The organism is Nitrosomonas marina (genome assembly GCF_900111605.1).
Classification (GTDB): Bacteria; Pseudomonadota; Gammaproteobacteria; order Burkholderiales; family Nitrosomonadaceae; genus Nitrosomonas; species Nitrosomonas marina_A.
On record NZ_FOIA01000006.1, the window covers coordinates 83,415 to 102,611 of the forward strand.

A 19,197-nucleotide genomic window follows, 5' to 3' on the forward strand; every position below is an offset into this window, starting at 1 on the left:
GTTTACCGTGATGCGCTGTGATCAGGCACCGACAGGACTATTTGCCGCAAACCGGAATGGTGGCGTTCCTGATTACCGACAATGCGGCCGAACTGCCCAATGCAATACCAGCTGGCATCGACAAGTGGTAGACCAGCGTGGACGCATCGGCAAGAATCGTTGAACGCGTAATAATGTTTTGCGCTTTTTCCGGCTTAATACCGTGCAGGTTGCCCGGTCCCAGCGATAAAAACCAGATATTTGTTGCCAAAGGCGGCTCCATGCCATTGAGCTCAAGAACGTTCTCCGGTGATATGGCTGCGCCGACATGATTGTGGCCGCACTCGTATACCTGATTCAAATCATTGATATACACCGGTGCGCCGTCAAATTTGAGTACATGCTCAAATTTTATTGTGCCGTCAGGACAGGTAAACTCCATTTCTTCACTGTCCGGCCTGAGTCCTCTGACATAATGGGATGCATTGATGGCGCGTTTGCCAATGCTGCTGGTAAATATGACAACGCAGCGTCCGTCATTGGCGCGAACCAGTTCTTTGGCTCTGTCCAAGTCTTCCAGTGTAAGCGGGCGTCCCTGAAGGTCTATTGTGTTGCCCGGATTAACCAGACTAAGCAATCCGTCAAATTCTTCCGGATTAGCGGAAGCATCGCCCCTTTCAAACAGTATCCAGAACTTGTATAACAGTTCCCTGACAGCAAGCGCCATCTGGACGGCAACCTGGTCATTTGCATTGGATGAGAAAATATCCTGCGCTTTATAGCTAACGCGGAAGTGAGTGGCAATTTCGGCAAACCGGTAAACGCGATTCGGATCGTTCGGCTGTTTGGTGTCTTCGGGGATTGGACTGTTCTGGCCAATAGCGTTGCCCGGGGTCAAAGCACCTGTCGCGGCATAACGGAGTGAATGACCTGAAACGGGAATGAACGGAAAAATGGATGAAAGCTGTATACGAAACGGAAAATCCTCGATCAGCCATTTTGCCAGTGCATCATTAGAAAGAAGCTGTGCATTAGCGCCTATAGGTTGCATAGTTCCACCTCCAGTCAACGTATCCGGCCGTCTGATATCATTCCTCAACGGCTGGCAGTGAACATAAATGCATCTACATGAAACGTTTTTTCCTCTCTAATTGGAGGAGTGCGAAGCACGCAATTGCTATCTAACCAGTATTCGTTGCAAACTGCAAATAAATTTGCGATACAGCCTATACTGCTTATTAATATTTTTTTGTAATTTCCGGTATGACATAATGTGTCAGACAGCTGGGCAGCAATGTGTTATCAATTGTTGTGCGGAATGTAAACTACAAAAAATAACGGCTTTAAATTTATGTATGCATTTAAATCTAAAATCGACAAATCGCTGGTATTCCTGCTGGTATTTTCAGTGATCGCATGCCTGATGGGCGCATCTGTAATGCTGGAAGTCGGCGGTATGTTCAATACCATTCTGGCCGTTGTCACGCTGTTAATTGGTGCAGGTTTTCCAATGTGGATACTGGTATCTACACGATATATCGTTAATGACGATAATCTTAAAATAACCAGCGGGCCGTTTTCATGGACTATACCGATTGATTCGATTACCTCTGTTCAGGAAACCCGCCACGCCGGTGCAAGTCCGGCATTGTCGCTGGATCGTCTGGAAATAAAATACGGTACGAATAAAGCGATTCTTGTATCGCCCGCTGATAAACAGGCGTTTCTGCAGAAACTGAACGGCGGAAAACAAGGCAAGCCGCAGAGCATCGGCAAACATTCCGGCGGTAATGTCAAAAAGAAAAAAGCAAAAAAAACCGTCAATCAGGATTAACTGTGATGAGCGTATTTGAATTGAGGCCTGCCGTCGTTCAATGCTGTACGGTAAGCTACGATCGATTTGATGACACTGACAGTCAAGCGAGTTTACGACGAACCTGACCCGAAGGACGGCATGAGAATACTGGTCGACCGGCTTTGGCCAAGAGGGCTTTCAAAGGAAAATGCAGCCCTTGACGTCTGGCTGAAATCTGTAGCGCCGTCAACCGGGCTTCGCCGCTGGTTTCAGCATGACGCCCGGAAATGGAAGGTATTCAAGGATAAATATTTTGCCGAACTGGATGCCGGGACAGAAGCCGTTGGTGAATTGCTGGGCTATATCAATCAATCCGATGTGGTGCTTTTATATGCAGCAAAAGATCCTGAGCATAATCACGCCGTTGCATTAAAAGAATATATAGAACTGGTTATATCGCAGTAGTGGAGTAACATTTTTTACGTAAAAATGCGTAAATTGTTTGGATCTTGCTTTTGCCCGGCTTTTCAGCCGGGCGCTACTAATTTTGTGATGTGTGTTTATCGGGACAAAGAGGGGTTTCAATCCTCGCCCGGCTTTTCAGCCGGGCGCTACAAAGACCTGATCCGGGAACGGTACGAGCTGGAAGGTTTCAATCCTCGCCCGGCTTTTCAGCCGGGCGCTACCCAACTGTATCAAGGCTTTCGTGATGGTAGTACAGTTTCAATCCTCGCCCGGCTTTTCAGCCGGGCGCTACCAAGGGCGTACGTCGATTCTCTCGGTTGATACTTGTTTCAATCCTCGCCCGGCTTTTCAGCCGGGCGCTACGCCGTATGAGCCAACAATCGGCACGAGTTACGCTGTTTCAATCCTCGCCCGGCTTTTCAGCCGGGCGCTACAAGCGGCCGGTCAAATGGGTGTTACCGGCGCACAGTTTCAATCCTCGCCCGGCTTTTCAGCCGGGCGCTACCCTTGTAGCAATCGCGGCAGGTAAGCCACTGTATGTTTCAATCCTCGCCCGGCTTTTCAGCCGGGCGCTACGTTTGGGCGTGGGGTGCCACGATTCCGGCGCGAAGTTTCAATCCTCGCCCGGCTTTTCAGCCGGGCGCTACGATGGTGGAATTTCATCATAAACAAAATATTAATGTTTCAATCCTCGCCCGGCTTTTCAGCCGGGCGCTACTTTTATCATTGGATTTCTGTTTTCTTCTATTCTAAGTTTCAATCCTCGCCCGGCTTTTCAGCCGGGCGCTACGACAGCACGCCGACATTCTGGGCGGGCACTCATGGTTTCAATCCTCGCCCGGCTTTTCAGCCGGGCGCTACTTGGTGTCACTTGCGGGGCTGGTTGTTGCTCTGCTTGTTTCAATCCTCGCCCGGCTTTTCAGCCGGGCGCTACCAATGCAAATCGAGTCCCATTCTTGTGATTATAAGTTTCAATCCTCGCCCGGCTTTTCAGCCGGGCGCTACAAAATCCAGATGTTATTTCAGAAACTTTTAAAGGTGTTTCAATCCTCGCCCGGCTTTTCAGCCGGGCGCTACTATTATGAGTGAACAAAGTCATTGGCTTGGTAGAGTTTCAATCCTCGCCCGGCTTTTCAGCCGGGCGCTACCCCGCCAATCCACCGAGGCGGTTGTCCACCGACGTGTTTCAATCCTCGCCCGGCTTTTCAGCCGGGCGCTACAGTATCCTATTACTGCGGAGTTCACCGATTTAATGTTTCAATCCTCGCCCGGCTTTTCAGCCGGGCGCTACGTATTCACGATATTGAAACAAGAGAAGATGTTAGGGTTTCAATCCTCGCCCGGCTTTTCAGCCGGGCGCTACCCATTTTTGGCATGAGAAAAAAACCCCGAAATTAGTTTCAATCCTCGCCCGGCTTTTCAGCCGGGCGCTACAAATAGCAGAACTTACTGCTGAGTTGTCTCATGCTGTTTCAATCCTCGCCCGGCTTTTCAGCCGGGCGCTACCCGGTTCTCGTGCTGAATAGTATCGTTGACAGCGGTTTCAATCCTCGCCCGGCTTTTCAGCCGGGCGCTACGAGCGCATTGCCTGCAGATTGCAGTCCACCGCCTAGTTTCAATCCTCGCCCGGCTTTTCAGCCGGGCGCTACGGTACAACTATAACTCTATCATACTAAAGTTAATTTTTATCAAATTACGCGAACTGCTGCATTTTATTCGTGGAGGAGGAACCGGATAATAAGTGGTTTTTGAAATGCTGTTGTATTTCAATATATTAGTATCTGCGCGAACGTGCCGGTATTTGGGTGTCGCTTTATGTCCGCGTAATTCAGGCAATGAGTGGTCCATCGAAATCAATAGATTTAACATTGCCGTATTCCTTAACATGCAAATCAACAGGTTCTGTCAATCGATATAGACGCAGACTGTCTTCTTTTTCATCAATCTCAGCCAGTAGTTGTCGTTCGAGTTCTTCGAATTGCATTAAATTGACCTTGCATTCAAAAACGGATTTCTGAACACGTTGACCGTGGCCTTCGCAGATTTTTGCTACACGCCGCAATCTGCGGCGTCCTGCGCGGGTTTCTGTTGAAACATCATAAGTAATAATAATCAGCATATTATTTCACCAGAAATGGAATGTAACCGTCCATTTCGCCGCTTATTGTGCGAGATAAGAAGCGTGCCTGTAACAAAGGCAAGAGCCCGTACGGAATTTTTGTATCTAGTAACGGATGTGTGATTTCTTCCTGTTTGCGTTCCTGATACGCCGTGACAGCTGTTTTTCTGGCTTTATCCTGCAGGAGAACAGCACCGCCTTCCCGTTCCTGAATATCATTTTCCGTAATTTGTCCGCGATTGATTAAAGTGAGTGCCAGTCTGTCGGCCAGAATGCTGCGAAATTCTTCCATCAAATCCAGAGCCAGCGCTGCTCTTCCGGGTCGTACACTGTGGAGAAAACCTAATTGTGGGTCAAGACCTACACTCTCTATCGCCGAACGGCAATCGTTCATGACTATCGAATACAGAAACGACAGCAGCGCATTAAAGCGATCGCGCGGCGGTCTGCGTGTTCGTCCATCCATACTGAAAAATTTCCGCTTATCGCTACGTACCAAATAGATCAGGGTTGAAAAATAAACCTTCGCAGCGTCTCCCTCAATGCCGCGTATGATATCAAGATTAGCGGCTAGGGGAAGGTTACGGACTGAAGTAGCCAGCGATTGCGCTGCATTACCGAGCATTTTCTTGTCATCTTCATTTGTTGCCTCGCGTGCACCGCGCAATAACACCTGACGGCAGTTACGCAATTTTCCAGCAATTGCGGCTCTTGCAATTGTTAGGGTAAATGCCTCATTTGCAGCCATGCGGTGTTGTGCTTGTCTAAGCAGAATATTTCCGCTGACGCCACCTTCCAGCCGTGCTTTAAAACGCCCATTGCCATCAAGCAATACCAAGCCTATACCATCATCGGCGCAACGATGCATCAATGCCGGGGAGATCATGATGTTACCAAAGCAGACAACCGTGCCCAAATGATGCAATGGAACCTGAAGTTTTTTTACCCGTTCCACATCAATGCGCAAAGTATTATTTTCAAGATGCACATAGGATTTTGGTGTCATGACATACAGTGTATTGAATATTTGATACATGAATGATTTATTGGTCCGGTTCAAATAAATTTATATGCAATTTTTGCTGGCTGTCTTTATCAGCCATAATTCGGGGCTGGCAGATTTCTTTCAGCGAGCACTCCTTGCAGCGCTCATCATTCAGCGGCGCAGGTAATTTTTCGGAGACCAGCAATGTTCGCACAGCTTGTGCAGTTTCTTTCACCTGTTGACGCAAAACATCGTTGATCGTAACCTCGCGGCGGCGACGGGACGAGTGATGATAAATTGCGCCATGTGTCACCGGTTTGCCAGTCATTTCCTCCAGGCAAAGTGCCTGTGCTGCAAGCTGAATATCGTCATGGGTTTTTGCACGTTTCTTCCCGTGTTTGTATTCCACAGGATAAATGCGTCCATCAGGATGAAATTCCACCACATCGCATTTTCCTATCAATCCCAATTGCTCTGACCAAACCGGCAATGCATGCTCTATACGCACACCTTCAAAAGTTTCCAATCCCGGTTCATCGACGTGTTGATGCACGGCATTGCCGCGCATGGTGTGAACATTTTCGTCGAACATCTGTTCGATATGAATCAATGCACACTGTCGCGGACAATAGCTGTAATGCTGCAGGGCTGAAAGCATGATAGGCTCATCCGTTTCTTCGGTATTCATTGGTTGTTACCAAACAGTCGGCCGACTAACACTTCTTTCGATAGTACATGGTGCCTGCTCACATCATTCAAAATGGCAGGAAGCGTACCAATGTGTAAAGGATTATGCATCGGGATGGTCAAATGATGTTTTTCTGGAATCGTTCATTCAAGCCTGACGTGACTGCCAGTTTGCCGGGTTATTCGATAATCGAGCCGTTCAAACGCTTTGATCATTTGATTGCCAGAAATATTTCTTGGCAGTTTCATGCGCGAATCACTTCTCCTCATACGAAATCCACCTGGATTATTTGATGTGCTGCATCGTCATCGAAGTGCCGATGAACGGCATCCCGCATTCGCTGATACAGACTGGAAAGATCACCCGTTTCGGAAAGAATCGATTCGCTTGATACACACGGCGTATAGCCCCCTTCCAGTGCTTCTTCAACCAAAAATAAATTTCATTAGCGCTTTTCATTGTCACACCTTCTTCTCAAGCGTCACACCGGATGGCAACTCATCTTCAATAACAGAAACCTGATAATCTTCAACCGAACGCGGTACGACAACACCATCTTTGCGTTTTGGCTGTATACGCTCAAAGAGACTGAAGGCTGGCGCATTGCCAAGTTCATTGTCATGCTTAAAAACATACAGGCCGCGCGTTGCCATTTCGCCCCGTGCTGCAGAACGATCATGATCGAACATTTGTATCAGCGCTTGCCATAACAATTCCAGATCACTTTCATCAAACCCGGTTTGCTTGGCCAGAAAAGAAGAGACAAAGCCATGCGCAATATAAAGACCATACGGTACAGTAAATTTACGGCCCATCGTGCGATTATCCCCCGATTGTTTTTCAGCCTCGGCTTCTGTGGCCACCGCCATACGGGTTATGGCATGTTCTTGTGGAACAACGGGATCTACTGAACGTGCAAATGTCATCTGTACCGGCCCACGCACCTGACCGCAGTTGATCCCGGTAGACATGACCGCACCAAACGTGCGTACATCGTAAAAATTCCGGCACATCCACAGCCGAGCTTCTTCAACGGCATTACCACCTTTGCGTTTTTTATCGTCACCTTCAAGCAGCTCCGCTTTATTGATCCCAATATAAGCACGTTTGTTCTGATTATTGAGTACAGCTTTTTCTTTAATATAAATTTCATAGGGTGGTTGCTCACCTTTTACCAAACCTATGAAGTTGCGCACTTTCCGTTTCAAGCTAACGTCCGTCACCAATCCACGTCCTGTTTCTGCATCCACTCGCGGTAAGTTTCCTGCATCCGGATCGCCATTGGGATTACCGTCTTTCACATCAAACAACAAAACAAAATCGTAGCGATTTTTGAGTGCCATGATTATTATTCTCCTTTGTTAGTAGGCTCTGATTTAGTGAAAAAGGCATGGCGCTGATGGTAGTAACCGATAGCAAAACGGCCTTGATCCTGTAAATTAAGTTGAGCAGGAAAATCGGAAATGCCATCCATAATTTTTCCGAGTAACTTTTCATAATTGATAGTCTCGCCCATATTGTTTAGCTTGGCGACATGATGATTCTTCAATTTGAGCAGTGTTGCAAAAACGGTTACCGGTGCGCCTGAAGCAGCGCCGTAATAACGATCACGAATCGTTGCATTGAGACCAGGGTTGGCCCTCTCCTGAATGCGTTCCAGGACCGCAAACAACCGACCCAGCCGATAAGCAGAATTGATATTTTTTTCGTCGAGTGACACTTTAAGTTCCTCCTTTCCGGATTGACGGTTTATGCACGCCTTGATGATTGCTGCACGCGGATATGTGATTTCCTGTTCAGCCCGTATCCGGCGAATTGCTCCGGATAATAAAGTCTGTGGATACGGTGCTCCCTCAATGATATTACGCATAACATCGCCCCCAAGATTGGGTGGAATATTTTCAGACTTACCTAATGAAGCTATTGCCACCAATAGGCGAAACAAAGAGAATGTCTCCGGTTCATGTGGTGCATGGACAATACGCAAATCCTCAAAATATCTGCGAATATTACCAGCCAATTCCTCCACCGTTTTGACATGCCAGAAACGTATAGCGATGCGGGCGGCATTGGGTGCCAGTCCCAATACATAAAAGCGAGTATTGTCATCTTCAAAGCTATTGCTACCCGTTTTCGGTGCGTTCAGCAAAGCAGAAACTGCACTCACTCCTAAATCAGGGTTGTCCTTCGTTGGTTCGCCAAAAAGGCCGGGGAAGAGTTCTTCCATCGGATGACTCGGAGTCGCAGCCCAGAAAACCGTGGATGCATCGCCAACCTGCAAACGTTGCTTTGAGTTTTTGGCCAGCAGGTGATTAAGTGCCGTTGTATAAGAAAATACCGCCTGCTTTCCTACTGGTGCATTGCCACCTTGCGTTTTACCATACGAACTGAAAGCATCCAGATTAAATGAAACGATACTGGCCCCCGAACTTTGCGTACCCCATACGCCCTTGATAGAAGGATGAAGTCGCTCAATCACATCCGCTTCACCGGATACCAGACAGCATGCGGTTTTCTCAAGATCAACATCTTCAAACGTTGCAAGTATCTCTACAACAGCAGGCCGTTCACATACAGGTATAGCATCACCTTCCAATCTGAATGTCAGATTGGCGCCCGTACCCAGAATTTCTGGCCATAACGATTGGCTAAAAACTTGCTCGAAATTATGATCATCGAGAAAAGCGATAACAGCCTGAATACCTGCATCGTCACAAGCTGGGAAACGGAAATGAATGGCTTCAACAAACGCCTTATGCTGTTCAAGGGCACGCTCAGGTTTTCCTTTGTTGTCCACGCCTAGAACATAACCGGGGTTGTCCCACAGCAAATTTGCTGCCACTCCCGAAGAACGCTTGACAGTTTGAGGCACTAGAAACGATTTTGCGGTCTTTTTCTTACCTTCGCCTTCACGGGTATCATCGAACCCGACAAATTTACCATTCGCTGTCAACACGATCAGAAAGGGAATTTCTTTGTATTCTAATCCTGATGGCGCCAGATTACTGTCAGGCATTTGGGATTTGCGTTGATAATACTCATTGAGTGCTTGTAAAATCATCCTCGTACCTCCTCGCTATTCCATGAAGGCACATGCAACACGCCATTTTCCAACTTTGCACGGAAAAACTTCGGCTGAGGATTGGTAACATTACTAAAATCCATGTCGTACAGCATCCAGCCTAGATCACGCTTACTTTCAAATCCCAAATCTGTTTTCTCAGCAGCACTCAACGTTTCCCAAGCGGGATGTGTTGTCTCTGTATCCACTAGGCGGAAATCACAGGCAAATTCCCGGCAACCCAGATAAGGCTGATTAACGCATTGGCCCTTCCCGGCGCGGCGTTCGAACATATCCAGAAATTTGGCCGCGGTATTGTTCTCACCGGCATCCGGCAGTAACTCGAAATGCGCATGAATGCGGTACGTGACATCGCGCAAAAATAATCCCGCTCGCTGCTGGCGTTCATCTTCGATATTTAATCCGAGACAGCCCGCATTTTTGTTCATGACTTCTTGTGTATTGCGCATCGAAATGACCGCGCCCACTTCGTTGCGCCGGACGGTAATCCAGTGAATCGGCCTGAGTACTTCGATTTTCTCGATATGCCATCGAATCGCCGGTTTCCACAAGATGGATTCAAACACCGCACGCGCAGATGACGGTGTCATCACATCGTAACTGACGCGTTCGACCTTCATTTCCGGGCGTGTAAAACAGGCCAGATCACTGCTGACTTCAAGACAGTATGTTTTCATTTGCACTCCTATGCCTACACGACGCTTTGCGTCGGATCAAAAACTATACCCTGATTCATTATTAGCCCCAGCCGTGAGTCATAAAGCATATCGGATTTCTGAATAAAAATACCGGGAAACATTTCTTCAATTTCTTGATTTTTTAGCAATTTACGGCACTCATGTTCACGTATATTAACTGTATACCGCTGCAATCGCTGAAAAATACCCCGGAGTTCACGGGGATGCATGTTTTTGCTGTTCTCCAATGTATTGATTAATCCAGGACTCTCGCCAAATCGTACGATGACAGCCGTTTGTCCTTCTTCATTGATCAACTGAAAATTTTTGGCAGCAGTTCTAAAATTCAACTCAGCCTTTCTCGCTTCGGCTGAATTATTCAGATCTAGCAAACTAATAATGCCTGCCACATCCAGACTGTTCAAGCTAGCATAATAATGCTGAAAATATGCTTCAAAACACTCCCGTGACAATGGATTGCCTTTGCTTAACCGCATGACCTCCGCCCCGCTTTGCTGCGCCTTGCGTAATAATCCGGGCGGCGCGGGCGTGGGTGGCACAAAAACAACCACTTTCCCCAAGCTGGATTTCATGCCCTCACGATTGCAGCGCCCGGCTGCTTGCGCTACGGCATCCAAACCAGCCAGTGCACGATAAACCACCGGGAAATCCATATCCACACCCGCTTCAACCAATTGTGTGCTTACTACACGCGTAGGTAAGCCAGTTTTCAAACGTCGCTTGATCTCGGCAATGGCCTGACTACGATGCTGTCCGCACATCAGTGCGGACAAATGAATCGTCTCACTGGGCATCAAACCGTGCAGCTCACGACAATCATTACGTGAATTAACAATACAGAGTACTGATTCAAACTGAATAAGTTCTTCTGCGACAGATTCCCAGGTGCGTTGGCTTGTAAAATCATCCGGCAATTCTGCTTCTACTCGCTTGAGACCGGTGTAAAGCTGTTCAGGATCATCCATCAATTCACGCACTTCTTTTAAACCCGGAAATTTCGGACGTGGAGAAAAGGCTGGTTGCGTCGCAGTGGATAGTACGAAACTGACTTTATAGCCGTTTGCCAAATCTTGCATGACATGCAAAATCGGCGTAAGAAATTCAGGTGGCATTAATTGCGCTTCATCCAATACCACTACACTGTTGACGATATTGTGTAGCTTGCGGCATCGACTTGTTTTTGCAGCGAACAGTGATTCAAAAAACTGCACGTTTGTGGTCACAATAACCGGCGCATCCCAATTTTCTGAAGCCAACCGGGAACGGAGGTTTTCACGATCCGGATTAAGGTTGCTGTGGTGTTCAATGACACTTTCCGCCCCAAAAATATTTCGAAAGATTTCCACTGTCTGCTCGAGAATGCTGGTGTAAGGTATTACGTATATCACACGGTGCTTACCGTGGTGTATTGCGTGTGTGAGCGCGAAAGCCATGCTCGAAAGTGTTTTTCCACCACCAGTCGGGACGGTAAGTGAAAATAAGCCGGAAGGCAATACGGCTTTCGCGTAGCACTGATTCAGTACTTTCGCGCGTATTAGATTTACCTTGCTGGTTTTAGCTTTCGCGGATTTCTCATTCATGTACAGATCGAATACATATTTCAGTGTTGCCAACGAAGGATAAGCCGAACGAAGCGTATATTTTTCGTGATCCATAAAAGCCTCGGTATCAAGAAAGTCTGCATCAACCAAACATGAAAATAATAATCTTAGCCATAAGGCCAGCGAACCATTGGGCGGCAATGATGAGGGTGTAATGTTGTTAAGAATCGCCATTGGTGGAACAGCTCGCAATACTTCTTCTAGGTAGCCTTTCTCTTTTCCGTTCTCAATTCGATTAAAAAGTGAAGATTGACCGCTTTCTGTACTGTTCCAATCCGGTAATCCGGAATGGTGCCCGGCAATCAGATAAGCCAGAATGCGTCCTTGCAAACCCAGTTTTTCTATGGCATGTATAGCGCCTGCTGTTGAGTGATCTACCCGGCCAGGCATACCCTCGATATGGGCTTCGGTGTCGTAGCCGCTTGCTGATTTGATATATTGTTGAAATTTGGGTCGATATTTGCCCAAGTCATGCCACAAACCTGCAAGGTAAGCCCATTCTGCACTGCAAAACTTTTGAGCATTTGCTTTTGCACGCTTTGCAACTTCGTATAGGTGCTCGTCTAGTGGATGTTCGAGCCATTTCCCATCTGAGTCTTGGCAAACATGTGCAAGATTAGTACCTTGGCCCATATTTTTGTGTGCTTAAACTGTTCATCGTAACTCCACTATAATCTGTCATCACGGATTATTACCTTTTTTCAACCCTATTTTCAAAGCAACAATTATCTAGATTGATTTTGCGCTGCAGAATGCCTGCAATTATTATTTTCCGGTATACATTATATGCTTGTGGAAGCTTGCCAAGAAAAGCTTTGCATTCTGTTAGTATCGGGCGTTCAGATACTCTGTGTCACGACTGTGAACTGGTCGTTGAGTCAATATTCGAGGATTGCTGGCTCGGAAAAAGCTGCTGTGATGACCAGACAGTAATTGATTGATCGATTGAATTGACATGTTTTAGTTGTTTTTATCCTGCTTAGCTTGAATTTTGTTTCGTCGATAATATAAGTATCTTATAAGCATTATTTCCTTTTTTTCATTGAAAACAATTATCTGAAGATGCCGAGCTTACGTTTTAAAATTGTTATAGCAAAAAAAAACGATAAACAAACACAACCAGATATGCCCGGGCTGTTACAAAGAATGAAACGGGGGTTGCAGACTTATTTGCGCAGCTTGTTCAACAGTGATGCGCTGCCGTATTTTTTGGCGCCAGTGATTTTTCTGGCGATGATGTATCTGGAATGGCTATACTTGCTCGTATTGTAGAATTGTAAACAGCTTCTGTAATTTCAGCCTTCTTCACTGGAAGAAGGCTTTTTTATTTGGCAGGTTGCGATAAACTGCTGATTTAATCGCATTATGCAGAGCAGGTTAATTTGAAATGACTGTTGCTTCAATTTCTGCGAAAGTTTTGGCGACTTCGGCAAGTGGAATGGTTTTGCCCAGTTGTTTTTCGATTTGTGTCAGCGAAAAGATGCCGCAAATGATCACGCTGCCGTTGCTTTCATAATCCATCACCAGCGTGTGTTGACGTCCGGCATCACTCAGGCTGGCGATAATATGACCAACTTTGGCGTGCCGGACATCCTCCATGGAGATCGCCTCCAGGTTGTTTAGCGGGGTCATAATGTCTGAAACCAGAATTTCACTGTGCTTAAGGTGACGTTCCTGGTTAAAACGCATCGGTTTTTCTCCGAGAATATCAGTCGCTGTAATAACGCCCTGAAGCGTGTGATTGCCATTGATGACAAACAGCGAGCGAACGCCGCGCTGTTTCATGTACAGGTTTGCCAGATCGATACTTTCATTCGGTCCAATTGTTGCTACATGACTATGGCGCAGATCAGTCATGATATCGAGTGCTGGCGACTGAAGCGTGACGCGTTTGGCAGGCGCAGGCTGAAAAACACAGACAACACCAGACAGTCGTTGTGCTGGAAGTGCATGATATTCAGTCATTACAAAACCCTCCTCAATCGGTATACGGATGTGTATGAACATCAAATATTATAAAAACATTATAAATGTCTTTTTGAGCACTCTACGCCGATAAAAATAAGGGGTCAATCTTTTTTTACTTTTTCGGGAAGTCAATAAAATGAACAGGTTGCAGATTTATGAATGATGGTGGGGACAGTAGTCAGATTTTTTTAAGATTGGTGATAATGTTCCGAGTATCGGGTCTGATGCCGCGCCACAGGTAAAACGATTCGGCTGCCTGTTCGACCAGCATGCCAATACCGTCGGCGAGATGCCGTACGCCCTGTTGCGCCGCATAGTTGAGGAATCGTGTCGGTTCAGTACTGTACATCATGTCATAGGCCAGTGTATCGGTAGTAAAAATTTTGGATGGCAGTTCCGGTAATGCGTTATTAAGGCTCGCGGAGGTGGCGTTGATAATAATATCAAAGCATTCACCCGGGAGGTCCATATAACCGCTGGCTATTACAGGACCAAATTCTGAAAATTGTTGTTGCAATAACTGGGCTTTTTGAGGTGTGCGGTTGGCGATTACAAGCCTGGTCGGGTGCTGCTGTAACAACGGCAGTATGACTCCGCGTGCAGCGCCACCTGCTCCCATGAGCAGGATGCGTTTGCCAGTAACCGGAATTTTCAAATTGATCGTAATGTCGCGGATCAGTCCTGCGCCGTCTGTATTGTCGCCCTGAATATGGCCATCAGCGAACTTGAACGTATTGACGGCACCTGCAATACGGGCGCGCTCTGTTAGACTGGCAGCAATTTGGCAGGCTTCCTGTTTGAATGGTACGGTGATATTCATGCCTTTGCCGCCTTGTTGACGAAAAGTATTCACGGTTGATTGGAACTCATTTTGCGGCGCGAGTATGGCCTCATAGTGGATATCCTGCTGGGTCTGTCTCGCGAAAGCCATATGAATTTGCGGCGATTTGCTGTGACTGATAGGGTTGCCGACAACGGCGTAACGGTCTGTCATAGTGGCGTCAATGCGGTAACGTTTAGCGGCTGGTTAAGGTGTCAGATCGTGCAAAAACCCATGTGCGGGTTATATGAAGAATGTCTGTGTCACGGCTGATATCGGGTGGAAACGGTGCAAAACCGTTTTTTCCAGCCAGCCTGACAATCCGGATAGCGGCATCGTCAAGGATTTTAAAGCCAGAAGACCGGTTAATCCCGATGGATTCAAGACTGCCATCGGCGCGGATGCCAACGGTCAATTGCAAATTACCATATATCTTTTCCCGTTTGGCGTCTTCTGGATAATTCAGGTTGCCAATGCGCTCAACTTTCAGGCGCCAGTCCTCGACATAGCGTGCAAACCGGTATTCTGTAGCCCGGGCGCCGACGAATTTTCTTTTAGGACGTTTTTGATAGGCGTTATGATCTTCCGCGATCTGTGCTTTCAGGCGTGCTATATCGAGACTGCGCTGTAGCAAATCCGAAGAAACGGGGTCCTCGGTGGGGAGTGGCTTCTCGATTTGCGCGGGATTGGTTTCGACAGATTCGATGCTTTTCTCGCTTTGCAGGGCAGTCATCAGTTTCTGTGTTTCCTGTTCCAGTTGTTTGACCTTTTCTTCTGCAGCAAGAGAAGGTCGTGATGGTTTGCTCTGAGGCAATACCGGAAAAGGTGTTTTTGCACGTTGATCTGCGTCGACATTGCCGCCGCCGTCAAGATTTGACTGTGCAAGCAGTTCGGTATCGACGGGAGTTAACCGGGATTTGCTGTTCACCAGTACGACTTCAAGCGATGAAGCGATTCTTTCAAAATCGGGTGTCGGAAATTCAAATGTCACACCGAACAGTACGATCAGATGCAAAACCAGGGAAAACACCATCATACCCGACAAGCGGCGTGTTTGCCTGTTCTCGTAGGAAAGCGACGATTGTTCGTTGAAATAATTAATTGCTGCCGACAACGATTAGACCTTAAATAAAATTAAACAATAATAGTGACGTACATCATTTTAGGCAACATCTGAAAACTTGTCATAACAATAACGGTATGTTTGCGTCCCTTTTACCTCGCTTACGAATCCAGCTTTTCAACAAATTTCGCCTGAATGTTGCACTCGAGCAAATCAATACTCTGGATTTCCAGTTTTACATATGTGTCCGGCGCGACGTTGGGTAATGACGGGATTCGCATTACTAGCGGTATCGGCTCGAATTTGACCAGGTTTTCTTTGATTACCTGCGCATTAATGGTTTGTATGTTTTCCTGTAATAACCAGCGCAGGCACCAGTAGTATTCCATGGATCGCTGAAAGTCGCTGTAAATACTGTGTGCAGTTTCAAAATCCTGCATTGCAATCAGTAAATCGTCACTGTCGCGTGCGTATGGCGGTGTTTCTCCGCGAATCATTGCAACCAGCTGCCGCTGGTTGATTAAGTCGACATACCGGCGCATGGGCGAACTGATCCATGCGTATTGAGCAACGCCAAGTCCCTGGTGTGGTGCCGGCGAAGTGGTCATTTTTACCTTGCTGTTACCTTGCGCGCGGTATATGCCGGCAATATTGGTTTCAGCAAGCTGTCTACCCCATTCAGTATTGGCGAAAATCATAAGCTCGGAGACAACCTTGTCGATTGGTGAACCACGACGCCGCGCCTTGATCGTAACATGGTCGTTTTCTACATCAAAGCTGTAGTCAATTTTATCATTGTTGGCATCGTTGGATTTGCCACGCAGTGATTCCATTTTACAGGCAAAGTGCCACAGGATACGCAGTTCCTTGAGGAAAGGCTGGTCGGTAAGTTCTTTGTTAAGGGTCCTTTCATTGAAGTACGTTTCCAGTGTGTCATGCCGCAGGTTTTTCACAATATTTATTTTTTCGATTCGATTCTCGATGTGTGTAACCGTATAGTCATCCGCAACATCCAGGTACAACGAAACTGCCGGGCATGACCGATTCTCGCCAAGTGTGTAGTAATCAATGGCAGTGTCTGGCAGCATGGTGATTTTCTTGCCTGGAATGTAGACGGTTGACAGGCGTCCGGCAGCGGTTTTATCCAAAGGGGTGTTCGGTTGGATGCCGAGGGCGGGTGCTGCGATATGGATGCCAATTCTGAAACTGCCCAGTTTCAGTGGTGTGATTGAAAAGGCATCGTCTATTTCTGTAGTCGAAGCATCATCGATACTGAAAGCGGCAACATCGGCCGTTGGCAGGTCATCCAGGTTATCCGGTATCAATTGCCTGTCGGTTTCGCTAAAATCGATACCGTTCGGAAAGTGTTCCCAAAGAAATCGATGATAATGATAGTCATGTGTTGATGGTATTGCGCCGCAATTTTCCAGAATGCTGAGTACGGACTGCTTTGCTTGAGTGCTCGCGGCTTCGAGCGCTTTCCATTCGATGGAATTTTTGTCCGGTTTATACAATAATTGAGCAATGTTGGCTTTGAATTCTTCCGGTAATTTGCCAGTGCATAGCTGTTCTGTATAACGTGTTTTAAGCTCCGCCAGCAGCCGTTTTTTTTCCTGACTGGCTATTGCAGCTTTGAGCGCATCAGGTGGCGCTGCTTTGTAGCGGCCTTTTCCCTTTTTGTAAAAATACATCGGAGCGCTGTGCAGCAGAATAAGCGTTGCCGCAGCTTCTACCGGATCGGGTTTGTGACCGAAATAATCTGTCGCGAGAGATTCGCTTTCAAATTCTGTGTCCTGTGCGCAGCATTCCCACAGAAAATCGGGATCCAGTTCGTCGGCAATTTTCTGGGCCAGATCCATGAAATCGTTTAATGCCGGTGTTTCAAAGCGTAGCAGAACGGAAGCCGCTTTAATTTTTGAACGCTTGCCATGTATTGCTTCGACCTGTAAGGAAGTGGTGTTGTCGGCGAGCACGGTGCCTACCTTAAAGCTGCCGGATTCTTCATAAAAAACATTCATACCATGCGGTGGCTTTTACAAACTCGATTGATTGGATAGAAAATTGATCTAGAAGTTGCCTAACATTAAACTTCAGCCCAAAACTGTTTGCTGTAGTTTAAGTTTGCACTCGATGTATTTGACCTGTGAACTGTCTGATGCTTGTTATGGTGATTATATACGAAGAGGGTAGGCTGGCGGTGGGAAAAGAGGTTGTCCATGGCCGAATAGAAGTTGCAGGTGCGTGAAAATGTCTGGAAAAAAACAGAAAAAGTTTTTCGAAGCGATTTACACTTCGGCGATGCAGATCAGGCAAGCAAGCAAAGTGAACCTTGGCGTTTGTTCCCAAACCCGTTGCAAGCAATGCCGGAAAACTTAAAAGAAACGTATGACATTGATTTTGAGTTGTCCTAGAATAGTCAATTGAAGCCGGTTTTTTTTAACAGTCGCTGGATGCTGGTTTTAAGCTCGGAATCGGGTAACGAGAGCGCAAGACGATTCAGACTTTTAAGACCCGTACCACTGATCTTGGGCTTTAAAGATCGCATTTTTTGTTTTGAAATCGACTCGGCGCACTTGTCGAGCGCGGGTTTTTGTATCCGTACTTTAATAGAAGAAATTTGCCATCCTTTTTTTTGAATTTTTTGCAGAATAGAAGGCACCATATGCTTCAGCCTGGCAGCAACTGAAGCGTTTGCGGCCAATAAGGTAAGCTGGTTTCCGGATAACGGACCGAGTTCGCAGTGTTTGATCAGGTGTTCCGGAATAGCTGCAGACTCGGCTAACATATGTTTTATTTTGTTTAACTGAAGAGCATGGTTTAATAACGCCGTATATTCAGAATTTCTACCAATGGCGTGAAGGTATAAGTTTAATTTCTTGGAAGCCATGGCTGCTTTGATTCATTCTTCGGAATTAATATTATGAATATTATCTTAATTTCCAGTCAATCAGCGCAAGCAAAGAAAATAGTATTGACTAAACTGCACCTTGCAATTTTTACAGGTGCAATATTAACAACCGTGCTGTTGCTGGCGTTGAGTCTGAATTTTTTCTCATTACGCTATGCAGACCGCATCGAAGCACCGGTTCTGAAGGCGCTGCTTGTCAGCCCGCAAGAAAAAAGACACCAGAAAATACAATCGCAATTGCATGATAACTTAAGTGTTATGGCCGCAAAGCTCGGTGAAATGCAGGCGCAATTGTTGCGATTGGATGCCGTGAGCGCACAACTACTGGAGCTTTCCGACCTGGAGTCGGACGATTTTATGCTTGATCAGTTACCGGGTCGGGGCGGCGCGTATACCGGTATGCACACAGAGGCTCTTTCTTTTGCCAGATTTGAGCGGGAACTGCAAACATTATCCGGTATGCTGGACGACCGGTCGGACAAGCTGAGTGCGCTTGAAACGCTGTTACGCAGCGAACGGCTGTCAAAACGCGTGATGCCTTCGGTTATGCCGATTGAAACTGACTGGTATTCGTCGGGGTTTGGTTTTCGAAGAGATCCATTTACAGGCAGGCGTGCTTTTCATGAGGGCGTCGATTTTCCTGCGAGAACAGGTACACCTATACGTGCAACAGCCGGAGGTGTGGTCGTTTATTCCGATAGACATTCCGAGTATGGTAATATGGTCGAAATTGATCATGGTGATGAAATGATCAGCCGTTACGCGCATGCCTCAAAGCTGCATGTCGAAGTGGGTCAAGTTGTTACGCAAGGGCAGAAGATCGCCGAGGTAGGCAGTACCGGTCGTTCGACTGGCCCGCATCTGCATTTCGAAATCAGGCATAAGGATGTGCCGCAGAATCCATCACGGTTTCTGAAAAAACCGGACTGATCAATAGCATCAACTGAATCAGTATGCTTAGTGCCGCTATTACACCATTTGTGTAATAGTGTTATTCTTCAGAACGTGCTAAGCGTTTGATTGCAT

Annotated in this window: 19 protein-coding genes and 1 CRISPR repeat array; of the genes, 4 read left to right on the forward strand and 15 right to left on the reverse strand. The window is 46.8% G+C overall.

Translation table 11 applies throughout. The features are described from left to right. Window positions 1-37: 37 nt before the first annotated feature. Window positions 38-1,030, reverse strand: a complete 993-nt coding sequence (locus BMY62_RS04285) for a hypothetical protein (protein WP_090657007.1) — start codon at window positions 1,028-1,030, stop codon at window positions 38-40. Between the two features lie 300 nt (window positions 1,031-1,330). Between BMY62_RS04285 and BMY62_RS04290 the strand changes: the two genes are divergently transcribed. Together BMY62_RS04290 and BMY62_RS04295 are read left to right on the forward strand one after the other, a co-directional pair. Continuing rightward, window positions 1,331-1,813 (forward strand): PH domain-containing protein, encoded by a 483-nt coding sequence (locus tag BMY62_RS04290; RefSeq protein ID WP_090657009.1) that lies wholly within the window; start codon window positions 1,331-1,333, stop codon window positions 1,811-1,813. 69 nt (window positions 1,814-1,882) lie between these two features. Then, window positions 1,883-2,239 (forward strand): DUF488 domain-containing protein, encoded by a 357-nt coding sequence (locus tag BMY62_RS04295; RefSeq protein ID WP_090657011.1) that lies wholly within the window; start codon window positions 1,883-1,885, stop codon window positions 2,237-2,239. A 113-nt stretch (window positions 2,240-2,352) separates the two neighbouring features. Further along, a CRISPR array of direct repeats spans window positions 2,353-3,888; the repeat unit is 37 nt; unit sequence GTTTCAATCCTCGCCCGGCTTTTCAGCCGGGCGCTAC. A 179-nt stretch (window positions 3,889-4,067) separates the two neighbouring features. Here the strand turns inward: BMY62_RS04295 and cas2 are convergent. The 13 genes from cas2 to BMY62_RS04360 form a co-directional block, all read right to left on the reverse strand. Next, window positions 4,068-4,358 carry a CRISPR-associated endonuclease Cas2 gene (cas2, locus tag BMY62_RS04300; RefSeq protein ID WP_090657013.1) on the reverse strand — a complete coding sequence of 97 codons (291 nt, stop codon included), beginning with the start codon at window positions 4,356-4,358 and terminating at the stop codon, window positions 4,068-4,070. A 1-nt stretch (window position 4,359) separates the two neighbouring features. Then, a complete protein-coding gene (gene cas1c / locus BMY62_RS04305) occupies window positions 4,360-5,394 on the reverse strand; it encodes a type I-C CRISPR-associated endonuclease Cas1c (RefSeq protein WP_090657015.1) in 1,035 nt (344 codons plus the stop codon). A 7-nt stretch (window positions 5,395-5,401) separates the two neighbouring features. Continuing rightward, entirely contained in the window at window positions 5,402-6,031 is a 630-nt protein-coding gene (gene cas4 / locus BMY62_RS04310; protein ID WP_090657017.1) for a CRISPR-associated protein Cas4, read from the reverse strand. A 143-nt stretch (window positions 6,032-6,174) separates the two neighbouring features. Then, the gene (locus BMY62_RS16330; protein WP_218142932.1) at window positions 6,175-6,279 is read right to left on the reverse strand and encodes a type II toxin-antitoxin system HicA family toxin; all 105 of its coding nucleotides are present in this window, start codon (window positions 6,277-6,279) and stop codon (window positions 6,175-6,177) included. Between the two features lie 17 nt (window positions 6,280-6,296). Beyond that, on the reverse strand, window positions 6,297-6,464 hold the full coding sequence (locus tag BMY62_RS15910) for a 2-oxoisovalerate dehydrogenase (protein ID WP_143058749.1): 168 nt from the start codon (window positions 6,462-6,464) through the stop codon (window positions 6,297-6,299). A 28-nt stretch (window positions 6,465-6,492) separates the two neighbouring features. After that, window positions 6,493-7,374 (reverse strand): type I-C CRISPR-associated protein Cas7/Csd2, encoded by an 882-nt coding sequence (cas7c, locus tag BMY62_RS04320; RefSeq protein ID WP_090657019.1) that lies wholly within the window; start codon window positions 7,372-7,374, stop codon window positions 6,493-6,495. Between the two features lie 5 nt (window positions 7,375-7,379). Beyond that, window positions 7,380-9,092 carry a type I-C CRISPR-associated protein Cas8c/Csd1 gene (cas8c, locus tag BMY62_RS04325; RefSeq protein WP_090657021.1) on the reverse strand — a complete coding sequence of 571 codons (1,713 nt, stop codon included), beginning with the start codon at window positions 9,090-9,092 and terminating at the stop codon, window positions 7,380-7,382. Then, window positions 9,089-9,790: a type I-C CRISPR-associated protein Cas5c gene (gene cas5c, locus BMY62_RS04330; RefSeq protein WP_090657023.1), complete on the reverse strand. Its 702-nt coding sequence runs from the start codon at window positions 9,788-9,790 to the stop codon at window positions 9,089-9,091. The genes cas8c and cas5c overlap by 4 nt, the downstream gene beginning before the upstream one ends. A 14-nt stretch (window positions 9,791-9,804) precedes the next feature. Next, on the reverse strand, window positions 9,805-12,045 hold the full coding sequence (locus tag BMY62_RS04335) for a CRISPR-associated endonuclease Cas3'' (protein ID WP_090657025.1): 2,241 nt from the start codon (window positions 12,043-12,045) through the stop codon (window positions 9,805-9,807). Between the two features lie 744 nt (window positions 12,046-12,789). Further along, entirely contained in the window at window positions 12,790-13,377 is a 588-nt protein-coding gene (locus tag BMY62_RS04345) for a CBS domain-containing protein (protein ID WP_090657029.1), read from the reverse strand. Window positions 13,378-13,558: 181 nt separating this feature from the next. Continuing rightward, a complete protein-coding gene (aroE, locus tag BMY62_RS04350) occupies window positions 13,559-14,374 on the reverse strand; it encodes a shikimate dehydrogenase (RefSeq protein ID WP_090657031.1) in 816 nt (271 codons plus the stop codon). Window positions 14,375-14,396: 22 nt separating this feature from the next. Then, the gene (locus BMY62_RS04355; protein ID WP_371264067.1) at window positions 14,397-15,314 is read right to left on the reverse strand and encodes an energy transducer TonB; all 918 of its coding nucleotides are present in this window, start codon (window positions 15,312-15,314) and stop codon (window positions 14,397-14,399) included. Between the two features lie 110 nt (window positions 15,315-15,424). After that, window positions 15,425-17,281, reverse strand: a complete 1,857-nt coding sequence (locus tag BMY62_RS04360) for a ribonuclease catalytic domain-containing protein (RefSeq protein WP_090657035.1) — start codon at window positions 17,279-17,281, stop codon at window positions 15,425-15,427. A gap of 219 nt (window positions 17,282-17,500) precedes the next feature. Here BMY62_RS04360 and BMY62_RS16070 point away from each other — a divergent pair, with 219 nt between their 5' ends. Beyond that, window positions 17,501-17,674: a hypothetical protein gene (locus BMY62_RS16070; RefSeq protein WP_177170285.1), complete on the forward strand. Its 174-nt coding sequence runs from the start codon at window positions 17,501-17,503 to the stop codon at window positions 17,672-17,674. 5 nt (window positions 17,675-17,679) lie between these two features. Here BMY62_RS16070 and BMY62_RS04370 read toward each other — a convergent pair whose 3' ends face one another. Beyond that, window positions 17,680-18,150, reverse strand: coding sequence for a DciA family protein (locus BMY62_RS04370; protein WP_090657040.1), 471 nt, complete (start codon window positions 18,148-18,150; stop codon window positions 17,680-17,682). Between the two features lie 33 nt (window positions 18,151-18,183). Here BMY62_RS04370 and BMY62_RS04375 point away from each other — a divergent pair, with 33 nt between their 5' ends. Further along, window positions 18,184-19,101, forward strand: coding sequence for a M23 family metallopeptidase (locus tag BMY62_RS04375; protein ID WP_090657042.1), 918 nt, complete (start codon window positions 18,184-18,186; stop codon window positions 19,099-19,101). Window positions 19,102-19,197 lie beyond the last annotated feature (96 nt).

Coding starts and splice junctions, on each gene's coding strand:
- BMY62_RS04285 (WP_090657007.1), bottom strand. CDS start 1,030: ATGCAACCTATAGGCGCTAATGCACAGCTTCTTTCTAATGATGCACTG.
- BMY62_RS04290 (WP_090657009.1), top strand. CDS start 1,331: ATGTATGCATTTAAATCTAAAATCGACAAATCGCTGGTATTCCTGCTG.
- BMY62_RS04295 (WP_090657011.1), top strand. CDS start 1,883: ATGACACTGACAGTCAAGCGAGTTTACGACGAACCTGACCCGAAGGAC.
- cas2 (WP_090657013.1), bottom strand. CDS start 4,358: ATGCTGATTATTATTACTTATGATGTTTCAACAGAAACCCGCGCAGGA.
- cas1c (WP_090657015.1), bottom strand. CDS start 5,394: ATGTATCAAATATTCAATACACTGTATGTCATGACACCAAAATCCTAT.
- cas4 (WP_090657017.1), bottom strand. CDS start 6,031: ATGAATACCGAAGAAACGGATGAGCCTATCATGCTTTCAGCCCTGCAG.
- BMY62_RS16330 (WP_218142932.1), bottom strand. CDS start 6,279: ATGAAACTGCCAAGAAATATTTCTGGCAATCAAATGATCAAAGCGTTT.
- cas7c (WP_090657019.1), bottom strand. CDS start 7,374: ATGGCACTCAAAAATCGCTACGATTTTGTTTTGTTGTTTGATGTGAAA.
- cas8c (WP_090657021.1), bottom strand. CDS start 9,092: ATGATTTTACAAGCACTCAATGAGTATTATCAACGCAAATCCCAAATG.
- cas5c (WP_090657023.1), bottom strand. CDS start 9,790: ATGAAAACATACTGTCTTGAAGTCAGCAGTGATCTGGCCTGTTTTACA.
- BMY62_RS04335 (WP_090657025.1), bottom strand. CDS start 12,045: ATGGGCCAAGGTACTAATCTTGCACATGTTTGCCAAGACTCAGATGGG.
- BMY62_RS04345 (WP_090657029.1), bottom strand. CDS start 13,377: ATGACTGAATATCATGCACTTCCAGCACAACGACTGTCTGGTGTTGTC.
- aroE (WP_090657031.1), bottom strand. CDS start 14,374: ATGACAGACCGTTACGCCGTTGTCGGCAACCCTATCAGTCACAGCAAA.
- BMY62_RS04360 (WP_090657035.1), bottom strand. CDS start 17,281: ATGAATGTTTTTTATGAAGAATCCGGCAGCTTTAAGGTAGGCACCGTG.
- BMY62_RS04370 (WP_090657040.1), bottom strand. CDS start 18,150: ATGGCTTCCAAGAAATTAAACTTATACCTTCACGCCATTGGTAGAAAT.
- BMY62_RS04375 (WP_090657042.1), top strand. CDS start 18,184: ATGAATATTATCTTAATTTCCAGTCAATCAGCGCAAGCAAAGAAAATA.